The organism is Salipiger thiooxidans, assembly GCF_900102075.1.
GTDB classification, from domain to species: Bacteria; Pseudomonadota; Alphaproteobacteria; order Rhodobacterales; family Rhodobacteraceae; genus Salipiger; species Salipiger thiooxidans.
On the sequence record NZ_FNAV01000040.1, the window covers coordinates 1 to 14496 of the forward strand.

General features: G+C 56.6%; 17 protein-coding genes. 11 read left to right on the forward strand and 6 right to left on the reverse strand.

Features of this window, described 5'->3' with window-relative positions; genetic code table 11:
• Positions 1 to 362: 362 nt before the first annotated feature.
• From BLQ77_RS27055 to BLQ77_RS28960, 4 genes are all read right to left on the reverse strand, one after another.
• Positions 363 to 1247: an ArdC family protein gene (locus BLQ77_RS27055; RefSeq protein ID WP_089964180.1), complete on the reverse strand. Its 885-nt coding sequence runs from the start codon at positions 1245 to 1247 to the stop codon at positions 363 to 365.
• Between the two features lie 452 nt (positions 1248 to 1699).
• Positions 1700 to 2584: an ImmA/IrrE family metallo-endopeptidase gene (locus BLQ77_RS27060; protein WP_089964181.1), complete on the reverse strand. Its 885-nt coding sequence runs from the start codon at positions 2582 to 2584 to the stop codon at positions 1700 to 1702.
• The gene (locus BLQ77_RS27065) at positions 2581 to 2922 is read right to left on the reverse strand and encodes a helix-turn-helix domain-containing protein (protein WP_089964182.1); all 342 of its coding nucleotides are present in this window, start codon (positions 2920 to 2922) and stop codon (positions 2581 to 2583) included. The genes BLQ77_RS27060 and BLQ77_RS27065 overlap by 4 nt, the downstream gene beginning before the upstream one ends.
• A 122-nt stretch (positions 2923 to 3044) precedes the next feature.
• Complete coding sequence (locus BLQ77_RS28960; protein ID WP_164745064.1) at positions 3045 to 3224, reverse strand: hypothetical protein; 180 nt, start codon at positions 3222 to 3224, stop codon at positions 3045 to 3047.
• A 118-nt stretch (positions 3225 to 3342) separates the two neighbouring features.
• Here BLQ77_RS28960 and BLQ77_RS27070 point away from each other — a divergent pair, with 118 nt between their 5' ends.
• On the forward strand, positions 3343 to 3606 hold the full coding sequence (locus BLQ77_RS27070; RefSeq protein WP_089964183.1) for a DUF3892 domain-containing protein: 264 nt from the start codon (positions 3343 to 3345) through the stop codon (positions 3604 to 3606).
• Between the two features lie 102 nt (positions 3607 to 3708).
• The gene (locus BLQ77_RS27075) at positions 3709 to 3996 is read left to right on the forward strand and encodes a DUF3892 domain-containing protein (protein ID WP_037275356.1); all 288 of its coding nucleotides are present in this window, start codon (positions 3709 to 3711) and stop codon (positions 3994 to 3996) included.
• A 32-nt stretch (positions 3997 to 4028) separates the two neighbouring features.
• Here BLQ77_RS27075 and BLQ77_RS27080 read toward each other — a convergent pair whose 3' ends face one another.
• Both BLQ77_RS27080 and mobQ read right to left on the reverse strand, forming a co-directional pair.
• Positions 4029 to 4421 carry a hypothetical protein gene (locus tag BLQ77_RS27080; protein ID WP_089964184.1) on the reverse strand — a complete coding sequence of 131 codons (393 nt, stop codon included), beginning with the start codon at positions 4419 to 4421 and terminating at the stop codon, positions 4029 to 4031.
• A 26-nt stretch (positions 4422 to 4447) separates the two neighbouring features.
• Positions 4448 to 5731, reverse strand: a complete 1284-nt coding sequence (gene mobQ / locus BLQ77_RS28565) for a MobQ family relaxase (protein WP_089964185.1) — start codon at positions 5729 to 5731, stop codon at positions 4448 to 4450.
• Between the two features lie 236 nt (positions 5732 to 5967).
• Between mobQ and BLQ77_RS27090 the strand changes: the two genes are divergently transcribed.
• From BLQ77_RS27090 to BLQ77_RS27130, 9 genes are all read left to right on the forward strand, one after another.
• The gene (locus tag BLQ77_RS27090; protein WP_089964186.1) at positions 5968 to 6270 is read left to right on the forward strand and encodes a hypothetical protein; all 303 of its coding nucleotides are present in this window, start codon (positions 5968 to 5970) and stop codon (positions 6268 to 6270) included.
• Complete coding sequence (locus tag BLQ77_RS27095; RefSeq protein ID WP_131822084.1) at positions 6267 to 8111, forward strand: type IV secretory system conjugative DNA transfer family protein; 1845 nt, start codon at positions 6267 to 6269, stop codon at positions 8109 to 8111. Before BLQ77_RS27090 ends, BLQ77_RS27095 begins: the two co-directional genes overlap by 4 nt.
• Positions 8112 to 8428: 317 nt before the next feature.
• Positions 8429 to 9457 carry a replication initiator protein A gene (locus BLQ77_RS27100; RefSeq protein ID WP_089964187.1) on the forward strand — a complete coding sequence of 343 codons (1029 nt, stop codon included), beginning with the start codon at positions 8429 to 8431 and terminating at the stop codon, positions 9455 to 9457.
• 59 nt (positions 9458 to 9516) lie between these two features.
• Entirely contained in the window at positions 9517 to 10188 is a 672-nt protein-coding gene (gene parA, locus BLQ77_RS27105) for a ParA family partition ATPase (protein ID WP_037931658.1), read from the forward strand.
• Positions 10133 to 10432 carry a hypothetical protein gene (locus BLQ77_RS27110; RefSeq protein WP_089964188.1) on the forward strand — a complete coding sequence of 100 codons (300 nt, stop codon included), beginning with the start codon at positions 10133 to 10135 and terminating at the stop codon, positions 10430 to 10432. The genes parA and BLQ77_RS27110 overlap by 56 nt, the downstream gene beginning before the upstream one ends.
• A 97-nt stretch (positions 10433 to 10529) precedes the next feature.
• Positions 10530 to 11225, forward strand: a complete 696-nt coding sequence (locus BLQ77_RS27115) for a DNA-processing protein DprA (protein WP_242661887.1) — start codon at positions 10530 to 10532, stop codon at positions 11223 to 11225.
• Positions 11209 to 11835 (forward strand): hypothetical protein, encoded by a 627-nt coding sequence (locus BLQ77_RS27120; protein WP_242661888.1) that lies wholly within the window; start codon positions 11209 to 11211, stop codon positions 11833 to 11835. The genes BLQ77_RS27115 and BLQ77_RS27120 overlap by 17 nt, the downstream gene beginning before the upstream one ends.
• Before the next feature lie 53 nt (positions 11836 to 11888).
• Positions 11889 to 13568, forward strand: coding sequence for an AIPR family protein (locus BLQ77_RS27125; RefSeq protein WP_089964189.1), 1680 nt, complete (start codon positions 11889 to 11891; stop codon positions 13566 to 13568).
• Positions 13569 to 13725: 157 nt separating this feature from the next.
• The gene (locus tag BLQ77_RS27130; protein WP_242661889.1) at positions 13726 to 14355 is read left to right on the forward strand and encodes a tyrosine-type recombinase/integrase; all 630 of its coding nucleotides are present in this window, start codon (positions 13726 to 13728) and stop codon (positions 14353 to 14355) included.
• Positions 14356 to 14496 lie beyond the last annotated feature (141 nt).

Genomic DNA, 14496 nt, shown 5'->3' on the forward strand with positions numbered 1-14496 from the left:
TAATGCGGGTTCACCGCCCCGGATAAACGCAAGTAATCCGGGCCCAAAATCGCGATGATTGCAAGCCGAGATGATTATGTTTGCAGGTCGTTACACGTAGGCTAAGCCTGTCATGACATGTAACGTGTTTCAGTTAAGAAACCAATAATTTTTCGCATAACGTAACTTTTCTTGATCACGTGCTGTTCTTGGTCCTCGCCCCTTTGGGGCGTTCGCGCGAAGCGCCGGGCCTGTCGGCGGGTGGCCTTCAGGTTGCCCGCCGACAGGTCACCCTGAAACCGCCCACACCCACGATCACGTCAAAACACAAAAAGGCCCCCGCCTGCTGACGGGGGCCTCGATCATTTCGCGGGTGCGGGCTGTTACTCGGCGGCCATCCTATCTGTCTGCGCGGTGCCCTCCATGATGTAGTCCACGGCCTTCTGCGCCTCAGAAGCGGCGCGGAATATCGCGCGGCTGTCTTCCTTCATCGCCTCAAGCCATCCTTCGACATAGGCCGCGCTCTGGTCGAATTCGGGCTCTACCCCGATCTGCGCGCAAAGCATGCAGTTGCCAATCTCCGCGACCAGCTCCTCGAACGCGTAGGCCTTGCGGTCATTAAACCGGCCCAAGCGGTCAAGCCGCTTTGTCGCCCCTGTCCAGTGGGTCAGCTCATGCGCCAAGGTGCCGTAATATCCTGCGGCCCTGTGAAACGTGCCAATCGGCGGCATGTGGATGCGATCAGTCTTGATATTGTAATAGGCGCGCGGCTCCTCGGTCACGTCGATCTGCGCGCCGCTCGCGGCAAAGAATGCCTCCAACGCGGGGTCGGCCACGGTGCCAAGATCACGGGGCGGATCGGGCAGGATGTAGAATTCAGCGGGCAAGCCCTCGATCTGATCAGCGTTGAACACGCGGTAGGCCTTGGCATAGGGGATCTGACGATCTTCGCCGTTCTCGTCCTCGCGCTCGACAGTGCCGTATTTCACGACCGTGGCGGATTTCTCACCCTTGCGGACATGGCCCCCAAGCTGCTTGGCCTGATTGAACGTCATCCAGCGAGCTGAGCTATAATCCTTGGCCATCGCCGTGGCCCAAAGCATCAGGATGTTGATGCCCCGATAGGCTTCGCCGTTGAACCGTTCCGGCAAGCTGACCGATGCACCGCTACCGGTCCACGGCTTGCGCCAGGGCGGCGTTCCCGTCTCGATCTGCGCGATGATCTGGTTGGTAACATGGGAATAAACGTCAAACTTCTCTGCGGTCATTTGTGACCCTCCTTCGCGTGACGCGGTCCGGGTCTCTTCCCCTTTCCGCCAATGGGCGGGCCTTCCTGTTCTGATCTTTGGAATGCCCATGCATTCCGAAGGGCAGAGCAGGTAAGGGCAAAGCCCGTCCTGCGGCCTGGCGGGGCCGTGACAACCGGGTGGAGGGCGTGAATTTGGGAGGGAACCGCGCGCCTGCGCGTGGGAGGAACCGGAATTCTCGACCGGAACCGACGCCACAGGCGGCGCTTGCCGGTTTTCTCGGACCTGCCAGGATGGCAGGCGGATCAAGAGGATTTGGAAACTGTCAGGGTTGGGGTGAGCGGGCGTCAGCCCGTCGATCCCCTGGCATGTCTATCGCTCAAAGCGAGACCGGCGCATCGCCGGGATCACCGGATTTCTATAGCTACTTTATTTCTGCAAAATGCAGCTGATTTATTCGGCGAAAATCAAAACTACCGGCCATACGCAAATCTAGGCGTCCAGCTTGCTACAAGCTTTTCTTCCTCATCCTCAAATTCATCTGGATCACCGGCAAGCAAGTCACTCGATAGGACTGTCAACGTATAGCCATAACTGCCCAGACCTACGATCTCTTCCTCAAGCGCAATCGTCTTCTCTCCACCAAACCATTCGGCCAGGCGCGTTGAACCACAGATGGACTTCCGACTTGAGATGTTTTCTTCCTCGGAATTGAAACTTCGAGTCGCAGTGTAGGGAAGGGGATCCCCCTTCCTAAGAAAACGCAGGCGATCCAGTCGCTTGAAGCTTTCTGACATAAATCCGTAAGCAATCTGATCGCCTTGGCTCACAACAACAGCCATAGGATATGGCGCGCACTCGGCAGCTCGAATTGCTGCCGATGTAAGCGACGTTTCAGCTTCCCCTGCCAAGTGCTGAATTCCTTCAAGACCAACCGGCGCACCATAAAGGGCTTCGCGTGTAAGTCGCGTAGGCATAAGCAATCCTGATGCAAAATGATCAGCTTCTATCTCAATGGAACTGTGCCCCTGCGTGAAACCCGCCTTGGAAAAATGAACCGGGGCAGTTTTCAGTATCTCTTCTGGATGTCCTTCAAGAAAGTAATGTCCAAGTTCATGCGCTACGGTGAAGCGCCGAAAGCCCTCACTGCGAATGTGCGTAGCGTATATAATGCCAACACCATCATCGTTAAAAACAATACAGCCACTCATACCTTCACGGTCAGGCTTCTTTGCCTCAACTACGATGCTCTCATCTTTTGCTATCTTGAAAGGATCAACAGGAAGCGCCTCAAATCCAAACTGGCTTGCGACTTGTTCGCCTTTCAATCGAGACATCTTGAGTCTGAACTTACTCACTTCTCGCGATCCTCCCGCCGCCTTGCAAGTGTGTCGATCATCAGTTGAATGCTTTCACGATCAGCATGATTCAGGCTCTCTTCATTCCTGAATGCTGTCGTAGCCCCCTTGATGGTGTCTGCCCTGCCCAAGAGGTAATCGGATGACACCTCAAGTGCTTTGGCCAGCGCGCGAATGTTAGCAAAGGACGGCTTCCGGCGGTTCGCTTCAAAGTGACCAATAGCAGCAGGTTGCAGGCCAGTTAACTTCGCAAGTTCTGTCTGGTTAAGCTCCCGTTGCTCGCGCGCGTTACGCAATCGGACAGCAAAAATACCATCAGTTTCATCGGCAGTTGACACTACGCCTATAACTCCTATATTATGACGATATCGTAGGATATTTTACTGGGCCATCTGGCCTTTTTCTTTGGCGAAAGATCCTACGTTTTCGTCATAAAAACTATAACGTACTGGATTTTTGGTCAAGAGCGAATCGACCATTTCAGCAAAGTCCAGAGACAAGAGGAAAGGAAGGAGGTGAACAACATGGCAAAATCGAACAGCGAAGTAACGAGCGCGAAGGCTGCATCAGCAGCATCAAAAGTGCTCAGAAATCCAAAGTCCAGCCCGGCGGCAAAGACAGCGGCGGCTTCTGCGCTCACGCAGCGTCCGAACAAAAAATGACTCTGAAACATTGGGGTGCCGGATGATACCCGGCACCTCTCCAAACAGGGATGGCACAAGCCATACTGAACTTTTTATTATCAAGGAGTGCCTCGGATGGCCGACAGAAAAGTAACAGCATCAGGAAAAGACAAGGACAGCGACATCACCAAGCTTTGCAAATCGGGCGAGGCATGGTCCCCACGGCTGAAGGCTGACGCGATCCGCGATATCGAAAACGGCACGCACACCTACTACGTCCAGCAGCCTGGTACGTCTCGTGTCGACATCACCGTGGTGAACGGAACGAGCGGCAAATACCTTCGCTCAACCGCCGATAAGTCGTCGAGCAACAACTTGGACAATCTCCCTGATTGCTAAGCCTATGACCCTACGACATCAGGGCTCGCAGATAGCATCTACCTCTGCGGGTCCGTTTCAACCTGGCATCCTTGAATGTCATAAAAAGAAGGATTTTATCCCATGCCACAGGATCATCAGATCACCTGTATTATTCCAGACGGTGCGGACTCTGACCGGCGTATTGACAGCATCGGCGGAGCCACTGGTTCCAAGAGTGGTGGTCCTTGGTGCATTAAGCTCGATGTTGCCATCAAAGGTATCGAAGATGGCACTTGGCGCTTCTGGACCAGCGTCAATGGCAACTCGGTCTGGGTCATCATCGCTACGAGGAATGGAAAGAAGTACCTGAAAACCGAAGCGGATGGAGCCGAACCGAATAACCTCCTGAGTCTGCCGCGCTGCAAATAGGCCTTGGGACGCGCAACACCCAAGTGCCTGCCCTATCTCAGCCCTAACCGGCTGAGGACACCACGCCTGCTTTCTTGACCAACCAAAAGCCGTTTCTCGAATTCGACATTCGACGGCAGGCTTACCAGGGTCAGACGCCACAACGTCTTGTCGTGCGGCCAGCTCGGCGGTCGCCATTCCTGACGTTCCACTCCGACGATCTCCATGCAGTCTGGAAAGTGCAGCCACGGAATCTGCTCGCCACTAAGAGAGTCGCCAACCTGCTCCTGTGGGGCATCGAGGAACGTGAACCCATCTGCCTCCGTCCCGTCCAAAAAGAGGAACCGTGCGGTTTCTTCCTCACCTGGGCAAAGCCCGCTCACGGCAACCCAGTCACCGCAGGTCGGGGCCTTCGCGGCGTCTAGAACAACGCGCCATTTCTTCATCTTGGCCACCCCTCCGCAAACGTCTTTCACCGTTCTCTGTCTCTGTCGCGATCGCGGCCCTGCCCGCGCTCGGGCGCAGTATCACGCCCGCGCCCGAGAATGTCATCCCGCCGCCCTTGGTCACGGCCCTCGCCATCACGGGCGACGATGTCCCGCTCGACGGCGGCGGCATCACGTTCCTGCCCGATATCACGCCCACGCCCAAGGATGGCGTTCAGACGCTCCCGAATAGGATCGTCGGAAGGGGCGCGCTCCCGCCCGACATCCGGCGCTTGCACCTCGGGTCGATCAACCTCGCGCCCCAACACTGCCGCCCGACGCGCATCCATATCGCCCCGCTCTGCACCCGCCTGCGGCCTCTCGACCTCGCCCATAACTCTCTCCTTGATCCGTGACATCGCCGCCTCGGCGCGGCCCCAAAGCTGATCCAGCCGCTCGCGCGCGGTGGCAATGAAGGCGCGCCCCCGCTCCATCAGCTCAAGCCGCAATTCCAACTGACGCCAGCCCAACTCTTGGCGCTGTGCATTGCGCGCCTGAGCCGCGCGGAAAGCCTCACCGCGCTCCGTGACGATCCCGCGTTTCTCCTGGGCATTGGCCGATGGGCCGATTTTCGGCTCGGGCTCCCGGCTGAGCTCGACCACCTTCTTCTCGTGCTCAAGCGCCAGCTCTTCCTGCCCGCCCCCGCGCGCCCGCTCGACCTGTTGCTCGGCCTCAGTGCGCTGAACATCAAGGGACCGGTGGTCGATCCGCTCCGACCGCCCTGCCCGCTCAAGGGCCGTGTTTGCGTCCCGCGCCCAGGCTTCGCGCCAGCCCATCAGCAGGTCCGGCGCATTCCAGCTGCGGTCCTTCTTCCCGAACCCCTCGCCGGTCAGCTCGCGCATGGTGAGCATGACATGTGCATGGGGCTGACCGTGGCCATCACGGGCTTTGCCCTCGTGAATGGCCACATCCGCGATCATGCCGCGATTGACAAATTCGCGCTGAACAAAACCACGCAACAGTTCCAGGCGCTCCCCGCGATCGAGCTCGCGGGGAAGAGCCACTTCGATCTCGCGGGCAAGCTGGGCATCGCGCCGCTTCTCGACCGCCTCGACCGCATTCCAGAGCTGGTCGCGATCGCACATCCAGTCGGGGGCGTTCTCGGGGGCCATTATCTCTGAATGCACGACCCCGCCCTTGCGGCTGTAGTCATGCTCCAACCCCTGCCGCTCATCCCGCAGCCGCCCAGCCGTCCGGTAGGCGGCGGCTGCGACAGATGAACGGCCCCCTGCCCGGCTGATCACTTTTGCACTGAGATGGTAGATCGCCACGCTTGGGACGCCTCTCTTCAAAACAGGGTCCAGCGCCTGGTTGCGCTGGTCGGGAGCGCGAGGGTGAAACCCTCGTTTAGGCGGCATCGCCGCCTTGGGGGGAAGCCGTCCGGCGCGGGGGTTTACCCCCATGAGGACGCGCACGTTGTCGAAGACAATGTATAAGCGCGCATTTAATTCTTTTCAACCTATCAATCCGCCACTACATTCGCCGCCATTATGCCCGAGGTTGCCCCATGTCCCAAAGCCGCCCAACCGACGCCCGGATTAAAGAACTGGCCGAGAAGAAAGCCCAGCTCGACGCTCAGATCGCAGCGCTTGATGCCCGGCGGCGTCTCTCTCAGAAAAAAGACGAAGACCGCATCAAATGGCTTCTGGGCACTTTGGTCTTCGACCGTTTGAGCGCCGAACCTGCTCTTCAGAGCCCCGAGCTCTTAGAGTTGGTGCGGCGCGACCTGCCAGAGCGCCTCACCCAGCGGGACCGCGACCGGGGGCTCTGGCAGATTCTGTTTCCTGACGTGCAAGAGGACCGGTCATGAACCTTGTTCTGGAAGCCCGCCACTGGGTGATCATGATGGGTGCTGTGATCCTGGCCGCTGCCGCCCTCATCCTCGCTCCGCAAGCGGTCGCGATCTACCCGGTGACCACCTATGCCTTCCCGATCATCGCCGTGGCCACCATCCTCGACACCCTCGGAACCGCCGCAGAGCGCCACAGGACACCGCTGAAGCTCCTTGCATGGCTCTGCCTGTGCGCTGCCGCCCTCACAGCCCTGACGCCCCTCAGAGGCCCGCTCAGCGACATACTGGCGACTATCCAGGCATGGACGGGCGCAGGCTGGCCCCTCCCCCGTGCCATTTGGGAAGGACTCAAGGGGCTGGCGCGGTATTCTGATCCGCAGAAACAGGCCATGGCGATCTCCTTCGCGCTTGGGGCCTTCGGAGTGGCTGTCGCTGTCAGCACCCCGCTGATGGCGATCTTCAATCCGCGCATTGGCCGCAACCGCAAATCGCGCACAGGCCCGTGGCAAGCGGGATGGATGGACCCGCGCGATATTGCCCAGCTTGTACGCAACAAGACCGGCCTGCCCCTCGCCCTGCACAAGGGCAAGCTCCTGCGCTACGTCAAGAACGATGCGAAGGGATGGCGCGGCGGGCATCACCTCGTCGTCTCCGGCACACGCGGTGGCAAGGGCGTCAGTGCCGTAATCCCGGCGATCCTCGATCACCAGGGGCCGGTCGTAGTCCTGGACATCAAGGGCGAGAATTTCGCCGTCACGCGCCGCCACCGCGAAGAGCTCGGACGCAAGGTCGCTGTCCTCAACCCCTTCGGCCTCGTCGAGGACGGACAGGACCGGTTCAACCCGCTCGACTACATCCGGTCCCATGAGCTGGCGCGCGACGTGGCCCTCGTTGCAGACGGTCTGGTCAAACCGGAACAAGGCGACGGCGCGCATTTTTCGGAAATGGCTCGCCAGCTGGTCGCGGCGGCGATAGAAGTGATCGTGACCCAGGAAGAACCCAACCGGCGCAATCTGATCGCCGTCGCCGATCTGCTTCTGTCCGCAAGCCTCGACGGGACGCTTGAGGCTTGGTCTGAGAATGGCGACCTTGTCGGCCACCGCCCCGCCCAGACCGCCGCAACAATTTTGCGCGCAGGTGACAGAGAACGAGGGTCGATTCAGACAGCGGTCTCAAAAGCCTTCGAATGGATGCAGTCCGACAACATGCGCCACTTCCTGGCCGGGTCCAGCTTCCGCATGGATGATCTTCTCGATGATCGGGTCGATCTCTTCATCGCGGTGCCGCTCGACCAGGTGGACAAGCAAGCGATCTTCATGCGCCTGTTCATCAACCTTGTCCTGGGCACGGTCGTGCGCCAGGACGGGCGGCGCAAGGTCAAGGCCCCGATCCTGCTGGTTCTCGATGAATTCGTGCGGATGGGCCGCATGGAGCAGATCATGAACATTGCCAACGTCGCCGCAGGAGCCGGTGTCGAAGCGCTGTTCGTTACCCAGGATACTGGTCAGGTCGAAAAGGCCTATGGCCCAAACGATGCCCGGTCGATCTTTGGCTCTTGCATCACCAAGCGTGTATTCAACCTCAACGATATCGAAACCGCCGAATGGGCAGCGCGCCACCTCGGGGAAAGCACTGTCTATTCTCAGCAAATTCGAGAGGGCAAAGCCCCGCACGAGGGCCGTGATTTTTCCTACTCGGAGCAGCGTCAGAAGCTCATGACGGCTGAGCAGATCACGGGCATGAAGGCAGATGATCTGCTGCTGTTGGTGGGTAACCGCAACCCGCTCAAGGCCAAGCAGAATGTGTATTTCAAGAGTAAAACTTACCGTGGACGGTTCGATCAGAATCCTCTGAATTGAAAGTTGGGCGTTGGAATTCTGTTAAAGGCTTCGCGTTTTGAGGGAGTTAAATAGAGTTATAATAGAGTTACACCTTCCAAAATGGCTAATAACACCTTGAAAAAAATAATGTTTTCTAGAAGGTCGGTGTGTGAAATGACGAAGTTTGGTGTGTGAAATGACGAATCTGGGTGTGTGAAATGACGATATCTTAGAAAAGTTATCCACAGGCTGTTGGTGTGTGAAATGACGACTCTTGACGATCGGTGTGTGAAATGACGATAGTGAGCTATGGTGTGTGAAATGACGAATCGTGAGCTGAGCAGAGGGTGTGTGAAATGACGAATGCACGCTCCCCGCTCCTTCCTGATCGGCATCCGCAAAAAGACCTGTTCGTTTGCGACATTGTGGACGCGGTGCCGAAGGGCGACATGGCCTCGATGGAACATCCAGTATTTACCCTCTCGACCAAGCCGGACATGAAGCCGCGACGCTACCAGAATGGTGATAATTCGATTGAGGTTTCACCGTCACGCTACGGGCTGGCCACAGTCCATGACCGTGACGTGCTGATCTACTGTATCAGCCAGTGCATGGCTGCACTCAATGAAGGCCGCAAAGTCAACCGGTCGATGCGGTTCAAGGCTCATGATTTGCTGGTCGCGACGAACCGTCAGACCTCGGGCCAAGGCTACCAGCTCTTGAAGGATGCGCTGCGGCGGCTGCAAGGCACGCAGATCGAGACGAATATCCGCCAAGGTGGCAAGGAGTATTTTAAGGTGTTCGGCCTGATCGAGTCAGCGGAAATCGTTCGGGAGACACGTGACGGTCGGATGCAGGATGTCGAGATCACACTGTCGGATTGGGTGTTTGATGCCATCGAGAACAATCATGTTCTGACATTGAACAAGCAGTACTTTTTCCTCCGAAAACCGCTTGAACGGCGGCTCTATGAACTGGCCCGTAAGCATTGCGGCGCACAACCAAAGTGGAAGTGTGGGCTCGAACTCTTGCGCGACAAGTGCGGGTCAGGCTCAACCACGAAAGAATTCAGGCGGTTGATTTCGAAGATCATCGAGGATGACGCGGTGCACGACCATCTCCCCGACTACACCATGAGCATCGAAAACGATAATGTTGTCTTTCGCCCCAAGGGGGCTGAGGCGGTGGTCGCCCCTTCCTTCCTGGCGCTGCGGTTCAGAAAACCAAACACACATGACGAGGCGCGGCGTCTTGCGCCCGGGTGGGACGTCTACGTGCTGGAAAACGAGTGGCGGTCATGGGTGCATGACAAGGCTATCGACGTGAAGGATGCCGATAAGCACTTTCTGGCCTTCTGCAATAAGCGAGGCGCATACAAGAATTAAAACGCACAAATGTGGGTTTGTGGCTTTACGTTTTCCCACTAATGTGGTGAGGTGGACTCATGATCATATCTTTCCTGAACCAAAAAGGCGGTGTCGGCAAAACCACCCTATCGGTGAACGTGGCGGGCTGTCTGGCACGCCAAGGCCACCGGGTGCTTCTGATCGACGCTGACAAGCAAGGCTCGGCCACAACATGGGCAAGCCTGCGCGAAGATGCGCCCTTCCAGGTTGTCAGCATGGCACGGGCCAACATGGCGCGGGACGCGCTAAAGCTTGCCCAAGACTATACTCACACCATCATTGACGGCCCGCCGCACGCGGAAGAGATTGCCCGATCTTGTATCGTTGCATCGGACTTTGTGGCGTTGCCTATCGAACCGTCCGGTCTCTCGACGTGGGCATCTGACCTGACAGTGCGTCAAGTCAAAGAAGCGCAGGAATTCAAGCCATCCCTCAAATGTGGGTTTGTGGTTTCCCGCAAAATAGGGAAAACTGTCATAGGGCGAGATATTCGCAACATGGCTGCCGAGGCGGGTTTGCCAATCCTAGCAAGTGAGATCGAGCAACGGGTGGCCTTCGCTGAAGGTATGACCATGGGGCAAACGATTTTCGAGTGGGCTGGCGATAGCAATGCGGCCCGCGAGATCAACCAACTAACGAAAGAGATTGAGCGGTATGTCGAAGAAGACATTTTCGGCGGCTCCGAAGCCGAAGCAGCAGCCAACGGATGACCAAATCCTCGCGTTTGAACGTGGCGGGGCAGGGCATGACACAACACGGGCAGACAAGCCGGTCGCGAAGACCACGCCGGATGAGCCGACCAAGCGTCTGAGCCTGGATCTTCCGGCGAGCCTGCACACGCGATTCAAAACGGCGTGCAGTGCGACGGATCGGAAAATGGTAGGTGAACTCCAAGCCTTCATTGAACTGCGCACGCAAGAATTGGAAGAGGATGCGGGCATAACCCGCAAATGAACAAAAGCACAAATGTGGTTTTGTGCGAAATATTGCGCAGGCGGGATTTGTGGCTTAAAAACAAAGGGGAGGGCGGCGGCGCAAGAAACGTCACCGCATGATGAGAATGCATGCAGAGCTGAGAACGAGAGACGCCCTTGGGCCATTCGGCCCGGTCGAAGAAAAGAACGCACCAGACGTGTTGTACACGGCGGGTGATACCGCGCTTTTGACCGAAGGCGCGCGCGTGGCGATTGTCGGCTCAAGAAAAGCTACCCCGGACGGCATCAAAAGAGCACAGGCTGTTGCTCGTGCCTTGGTGCAGCAGGGTATTATTGTCGTCAGCGGCCTAGCCGAAGGCATCGACACAGTGGCGCACAGAACGGCGATAGAAGAGGGCGGGCGCACTATTGCGGTGCTGGGTACCCCCTTATCCAAGGCGTACCCAGCCACGAATGCCGGTCTCCTTGAAGAAATCAAGCGTGATCACCTAGCGATTTCCCAGTTTCCCGAAGGTTATCCAGGCAAGAGCGAGAATTTCCCGCGCCGCAACCGGACGATGGCGCTCATCTGCGATGCTACCATCGTGATCGAAGCAAGCGAGAAGAGCGGGACCCGCCACCAGGGATGGGAAGCTATCCGGCTTGGCCGCGATCTCTACCTGCTTGAGAACGTCGCAACCAATCCGAACCTAACTTGGCCGAAGCAGCTCATCGAGTACGGAGCACAAATCCTGCGCCGTGAAGACCTGCCCGATATCTTGCTCGATATTCCGAACTACACTGCTGGGGGCGTTCGTGCCTTCGAGCTATGAGTATGGCACCTTCGCCAACTACTCCCCACGCGGTAGCTCGGAGCTGTCTGTAACCTCCCGAAAAGCCTGTGGCGCGATCAAGGCTGGCCGGGTCAATGTCATCGCCTCGGCCGTTCCGCACTTGCAAGACTCGAAGGCGGACGCTCTGAGGCCTTTTCTCGGGCCTGATGTCACCTTGGTGCCGGTACCGCGCTCGGCGCCGCTCCCCGATGGGGCGCTTTGGCCTGCCAAGGTGATCTGCGATGTGTTGCACGAGCACGGGTTCGGCCAAGATGTACAAACCTATCTGAAAAGAACGAGGGCTATACCGCGTTCGTCAAATTCACCGGCGGCGGAAAGACCACTTGTCCCTATTCACCTGGAAAGCATCGAGGTAGAGAGACCGTTCTTCGTGCCGAACAAGATCACCGTCGTGGATGACGTTCTGACCATGGGGCGGACAAGCTTTGCTTGCGCGGAACTCCTTCGGGCTGTCTGCCCGAACGCAGAAATTCGTATTTTTGCAATGATCCGAACGCAAGGCCTGCAAGAAGACATTGAGAAAATTGTTGATCCGGCGACCGGCACCATTGTCGGATACCCATCAGGCAAAACCCATCGTGACCCATAAATGAACAAATGTGGGTTTGTGTGTGGGCAGGTTAAGGACATAGGGATCAGATCATGAAACCAATTTCGAAGATGGACTGGGACATAATTGATGCTCGTGTCACGAAAGCATGCGATCGACATAAGTTTCAAAGAAGGACGGTAGGTTTCCTAGCAATCGTCATTGATCAGGTTTTCCCTGGTCATGAAGACCAGTTGCAAGAGATCATTACAGATGGCCCGGACGACAAGGGCGTGGACGCTATCCACATCGTCGAAGGTGAAAGTAGCGCAGAGGTCTTTCTTTTCCAATCCAAGTACCGAGAAAGCCATGGCACTTGCCACAAGACTATTAATGACGCGGAAGTACTGAAGATTGGCTTGTTTTTGAATGAGCTGTTCGACAAGTCGGATAGTCTCGCGGGCAGTGGAAATTTTCAACTACAGGAGGCAGTTCGTCGTATTTGGGAGCTGCACGACAAGGGAAAGATTTGCCGTTACAAGGTGATATTCTGCTCAAACGGCGCAGGATTTTCGACCTCTGCACAGGGAATCGCTGAGAGCGTCAAGGCATCACATTCGGAAGTCGCATTCGAGTTCTACAGTGGACACGATGTTGTTCAGGCCATGGCCATTGAGGGACGCGATGCGGAAGACGGTCAACTTCAGGTCATAAGCAAAGAAATTCTAGAGCGCTCCGATGGTGATGTGCGGGGAGTGATTGCATCGGTGGATGCTCAGTCATTTGTGGACTTGATCACTGCTGATGACGGAGAAACGATCAAACGGCACTTGTTCGATGACAACCTGCGCGTTTTTCTGGGGGCGAAAGGCGGCTACAATCAGGACATTATTTCGACGGCAACTTCTGGCGATAGCTACCTTTTTTGGTATCTGAATAATGGAGTGACGATCACTTGCAAGAGCTTTTCTTACAACAAGGGGCACACCAACCCCAAGTTGGTTTTCAAGGACTTCCAGATAGTTAACGGTGCGCAAACGTCACATTCGCTTGTTGAAGCTGCGCGGACAAATCCGGCGGCGCTTTCCGATGTTGTCTTAATGGTTCGTATGTACGCGACAGATCGAGCTGACATCGCGGAAAGGGTGGCGGTTGCGACCAACAGTCAGGCACGAATTCAGAGCCGCGACCTGATGTCAAATCATACGACGCTGAAGAAACTGGAGCTGGCCTTTAAGGAATGCGGCTATTTCTTCGAGCGGAAGAGAAACATGCATTCAGACAAACCAGAAGAGAAGAGAATCGACGCCCTGAAACTTGGCCAGATAATTCTTTCATTTGAGCTACGCGAGCCAGACAAAGCAAAGACAGAGTCGGATTCAATTTTTGACTCACGTTTCCATCACATTTTCGGAAGCCGACAAAGTATCGATGAGTTGATCCGGCTCTACCAGATCTACGAAATCATCGAAGAGCTACGGAACAAGTATCAAGCCGAGTTCGCGACATCACCAGAAACCGGGCATGAGCATCAATACCTAGTTTATGGCCATTGGTATGTGCTCTTCGCCTGCAAGTTGCTACACGTCAAATCACAGCAAGCGCAGCTTCCAACTGGCGATGAAGCACACGAGCTTGTTGAAGAGGCTATCCGCAGAGTGGCCGCCGCCTGTAGCCAGCAAAAGGCTGTAGCGCATTACCAAATGTTCCGTAGCCCTCGAACCAAGGAGCGCATCCTCGGCGAGATTAGCGCCAAGCAAAGCGACTTTTTCGACCTATTGGCTGTGTCGTAAAAGCGTCGTCATGCGAGCTTTATGATAAAAGCTTGCATGAGTACCCAAACCAAAAACCCAACAAAACATGGGGAAAGTGCAGTATCGCGCAACATCTTACTTCTATCATGCAAGGTTTATAGGTATTATAGTGCTATAACCTCGCAAGGATTTGTCCGTGAAAGCTGCTACCGAGACCGCTTGGAATAAAGGCCGCGTGGTCGGTAAAAAACCTCCGCTGATGCCCGACCAGGTATCCCTGATCCGGATGATCCTGCGCCAGGAAAAAGCCTTACGTGATCTGGCGCTGTTCAACACCGCCCTCGATACCAGTTTCCGGGGCTCGGATCTGGTACGCCTGCGGCTCTCGGATGTGGCCACCCTGGCAGGGGTGCGCGAAATCGTCGAAATCCGACAAAAGAAAACCGAGACGCGCAATGCGCGTCCGGTCCAGGCGCGCCTGTCCTCCGGGACGCGCGACAGTCTGAGGGCTTATCTTGCCGACTCTGAAAAGCCGCTGCACGGCTGGCTGTTCACGGGGCAGGGGGCACGGTGGGCCGACACCCACCTCAGCGAAAGCCAGCTTTGGCGGCTGTTCCGCTCCTGGCTGGAAAAGGCCCGCCTCGATCCCAGCCTCTACGGCTTGCATTCGCTGCGCCGGACCTTCCCCACCCACATCTACCAGCAGACCGGCAACCTGCGCGCCGCCCAGCTCCTGCTCGGCCATGCCAGCATTGAAAGCACCAAGGAATACATCGGTACCGAACAGGCTGAAGCGCTGGAAATTGCGCGCAAGTATCACCTGTGACGGCCATGCAGACTTATCTTGAGAAACGCCAGCCTGCGCAGAAAATGGCCCCACAGGCCCGAGCGTGCATATTTGGACATCTTGAAGAACGTTTATAGAACGGATCAGGCGTCTGGTGCGCGCAGGTACATGGCGACGTTT

Coding starts and splice junctions, on each gene's coding strand:
- BLQ77_RS27055 (WP_089964180.1), bottom strand. CDS start 1,247: ATGACCGCAGAGAAGTTTGACGTTTATTCCCATGTTACCAACCAGATC.
- BLQ77_RS27070 (WP_089964183.1), top strand. CDS start 3,343: ATGGCCGACAGAAAAGTAACAGCATCAGGAAAAGACAAGGACAGCGAC.
- BLQ77_RS27075 (WP_037275356.1), top strand. CDS start 3,709: ATGCCACAGGATCATCAGATCACCTGTATTATTCCAGACGGTGCGGAC.
- BLQ77_RS27080 (WP_089964184.1), bottom strand. CDS start 4,421: ATGAAGAAATGGCGCGTTGTTCTAGACGCCGCGAAGGCCCCGACCTGC.
- BLQ77_RS27090 (WP_089964186.1), top strand. CDS start 5,968: ATGTCCCAAAGCCGCCCAACCGACGCCCGGATTAAAGAACTGGCCGAG.
- BLQ77_RS27095 (WP_131822084.1), top strand. CDS start 6,267: ATGAACCTTGTTCTGGAAGCCCGCCACTGGGTGATCATGATGGGTGCT.
- BLQ77_RS27100 (WP_089964187.1), top strand. CDS start 8,429: ATGACGAATGCACGCTCCCCGCTCCTTCCTGATCGGCATCCGCAAAAA.
- parA (WP_037931658.1), top strand. CDS start 9,517: ATGATCATATCTTTCCTGAACCAAAAAGGCGGTGTCGGCAAAACCACC.
- BLQ77_RS27110 (WP_089964188.1), top strand. CDS start 10,133: ATGTCGAAGAAGACATTTTCGGCGGCTCCGAAGCCGAAGCAGCAGCCA.
- BLQ77_RS27115 (WP_242661887.1), top strand. CDS start 10,530: ATGATGAGAATGCATGCAGAGCTGAGAACGAGAGACGCCCTTGGGCCA.
- BLQ77_RS27125 (WP_089964189.1), top strand. CDS start 11,889: ATGAAACCAATTTCGAAGATGGACTGGGACATAATTGATGCTCGTGTC.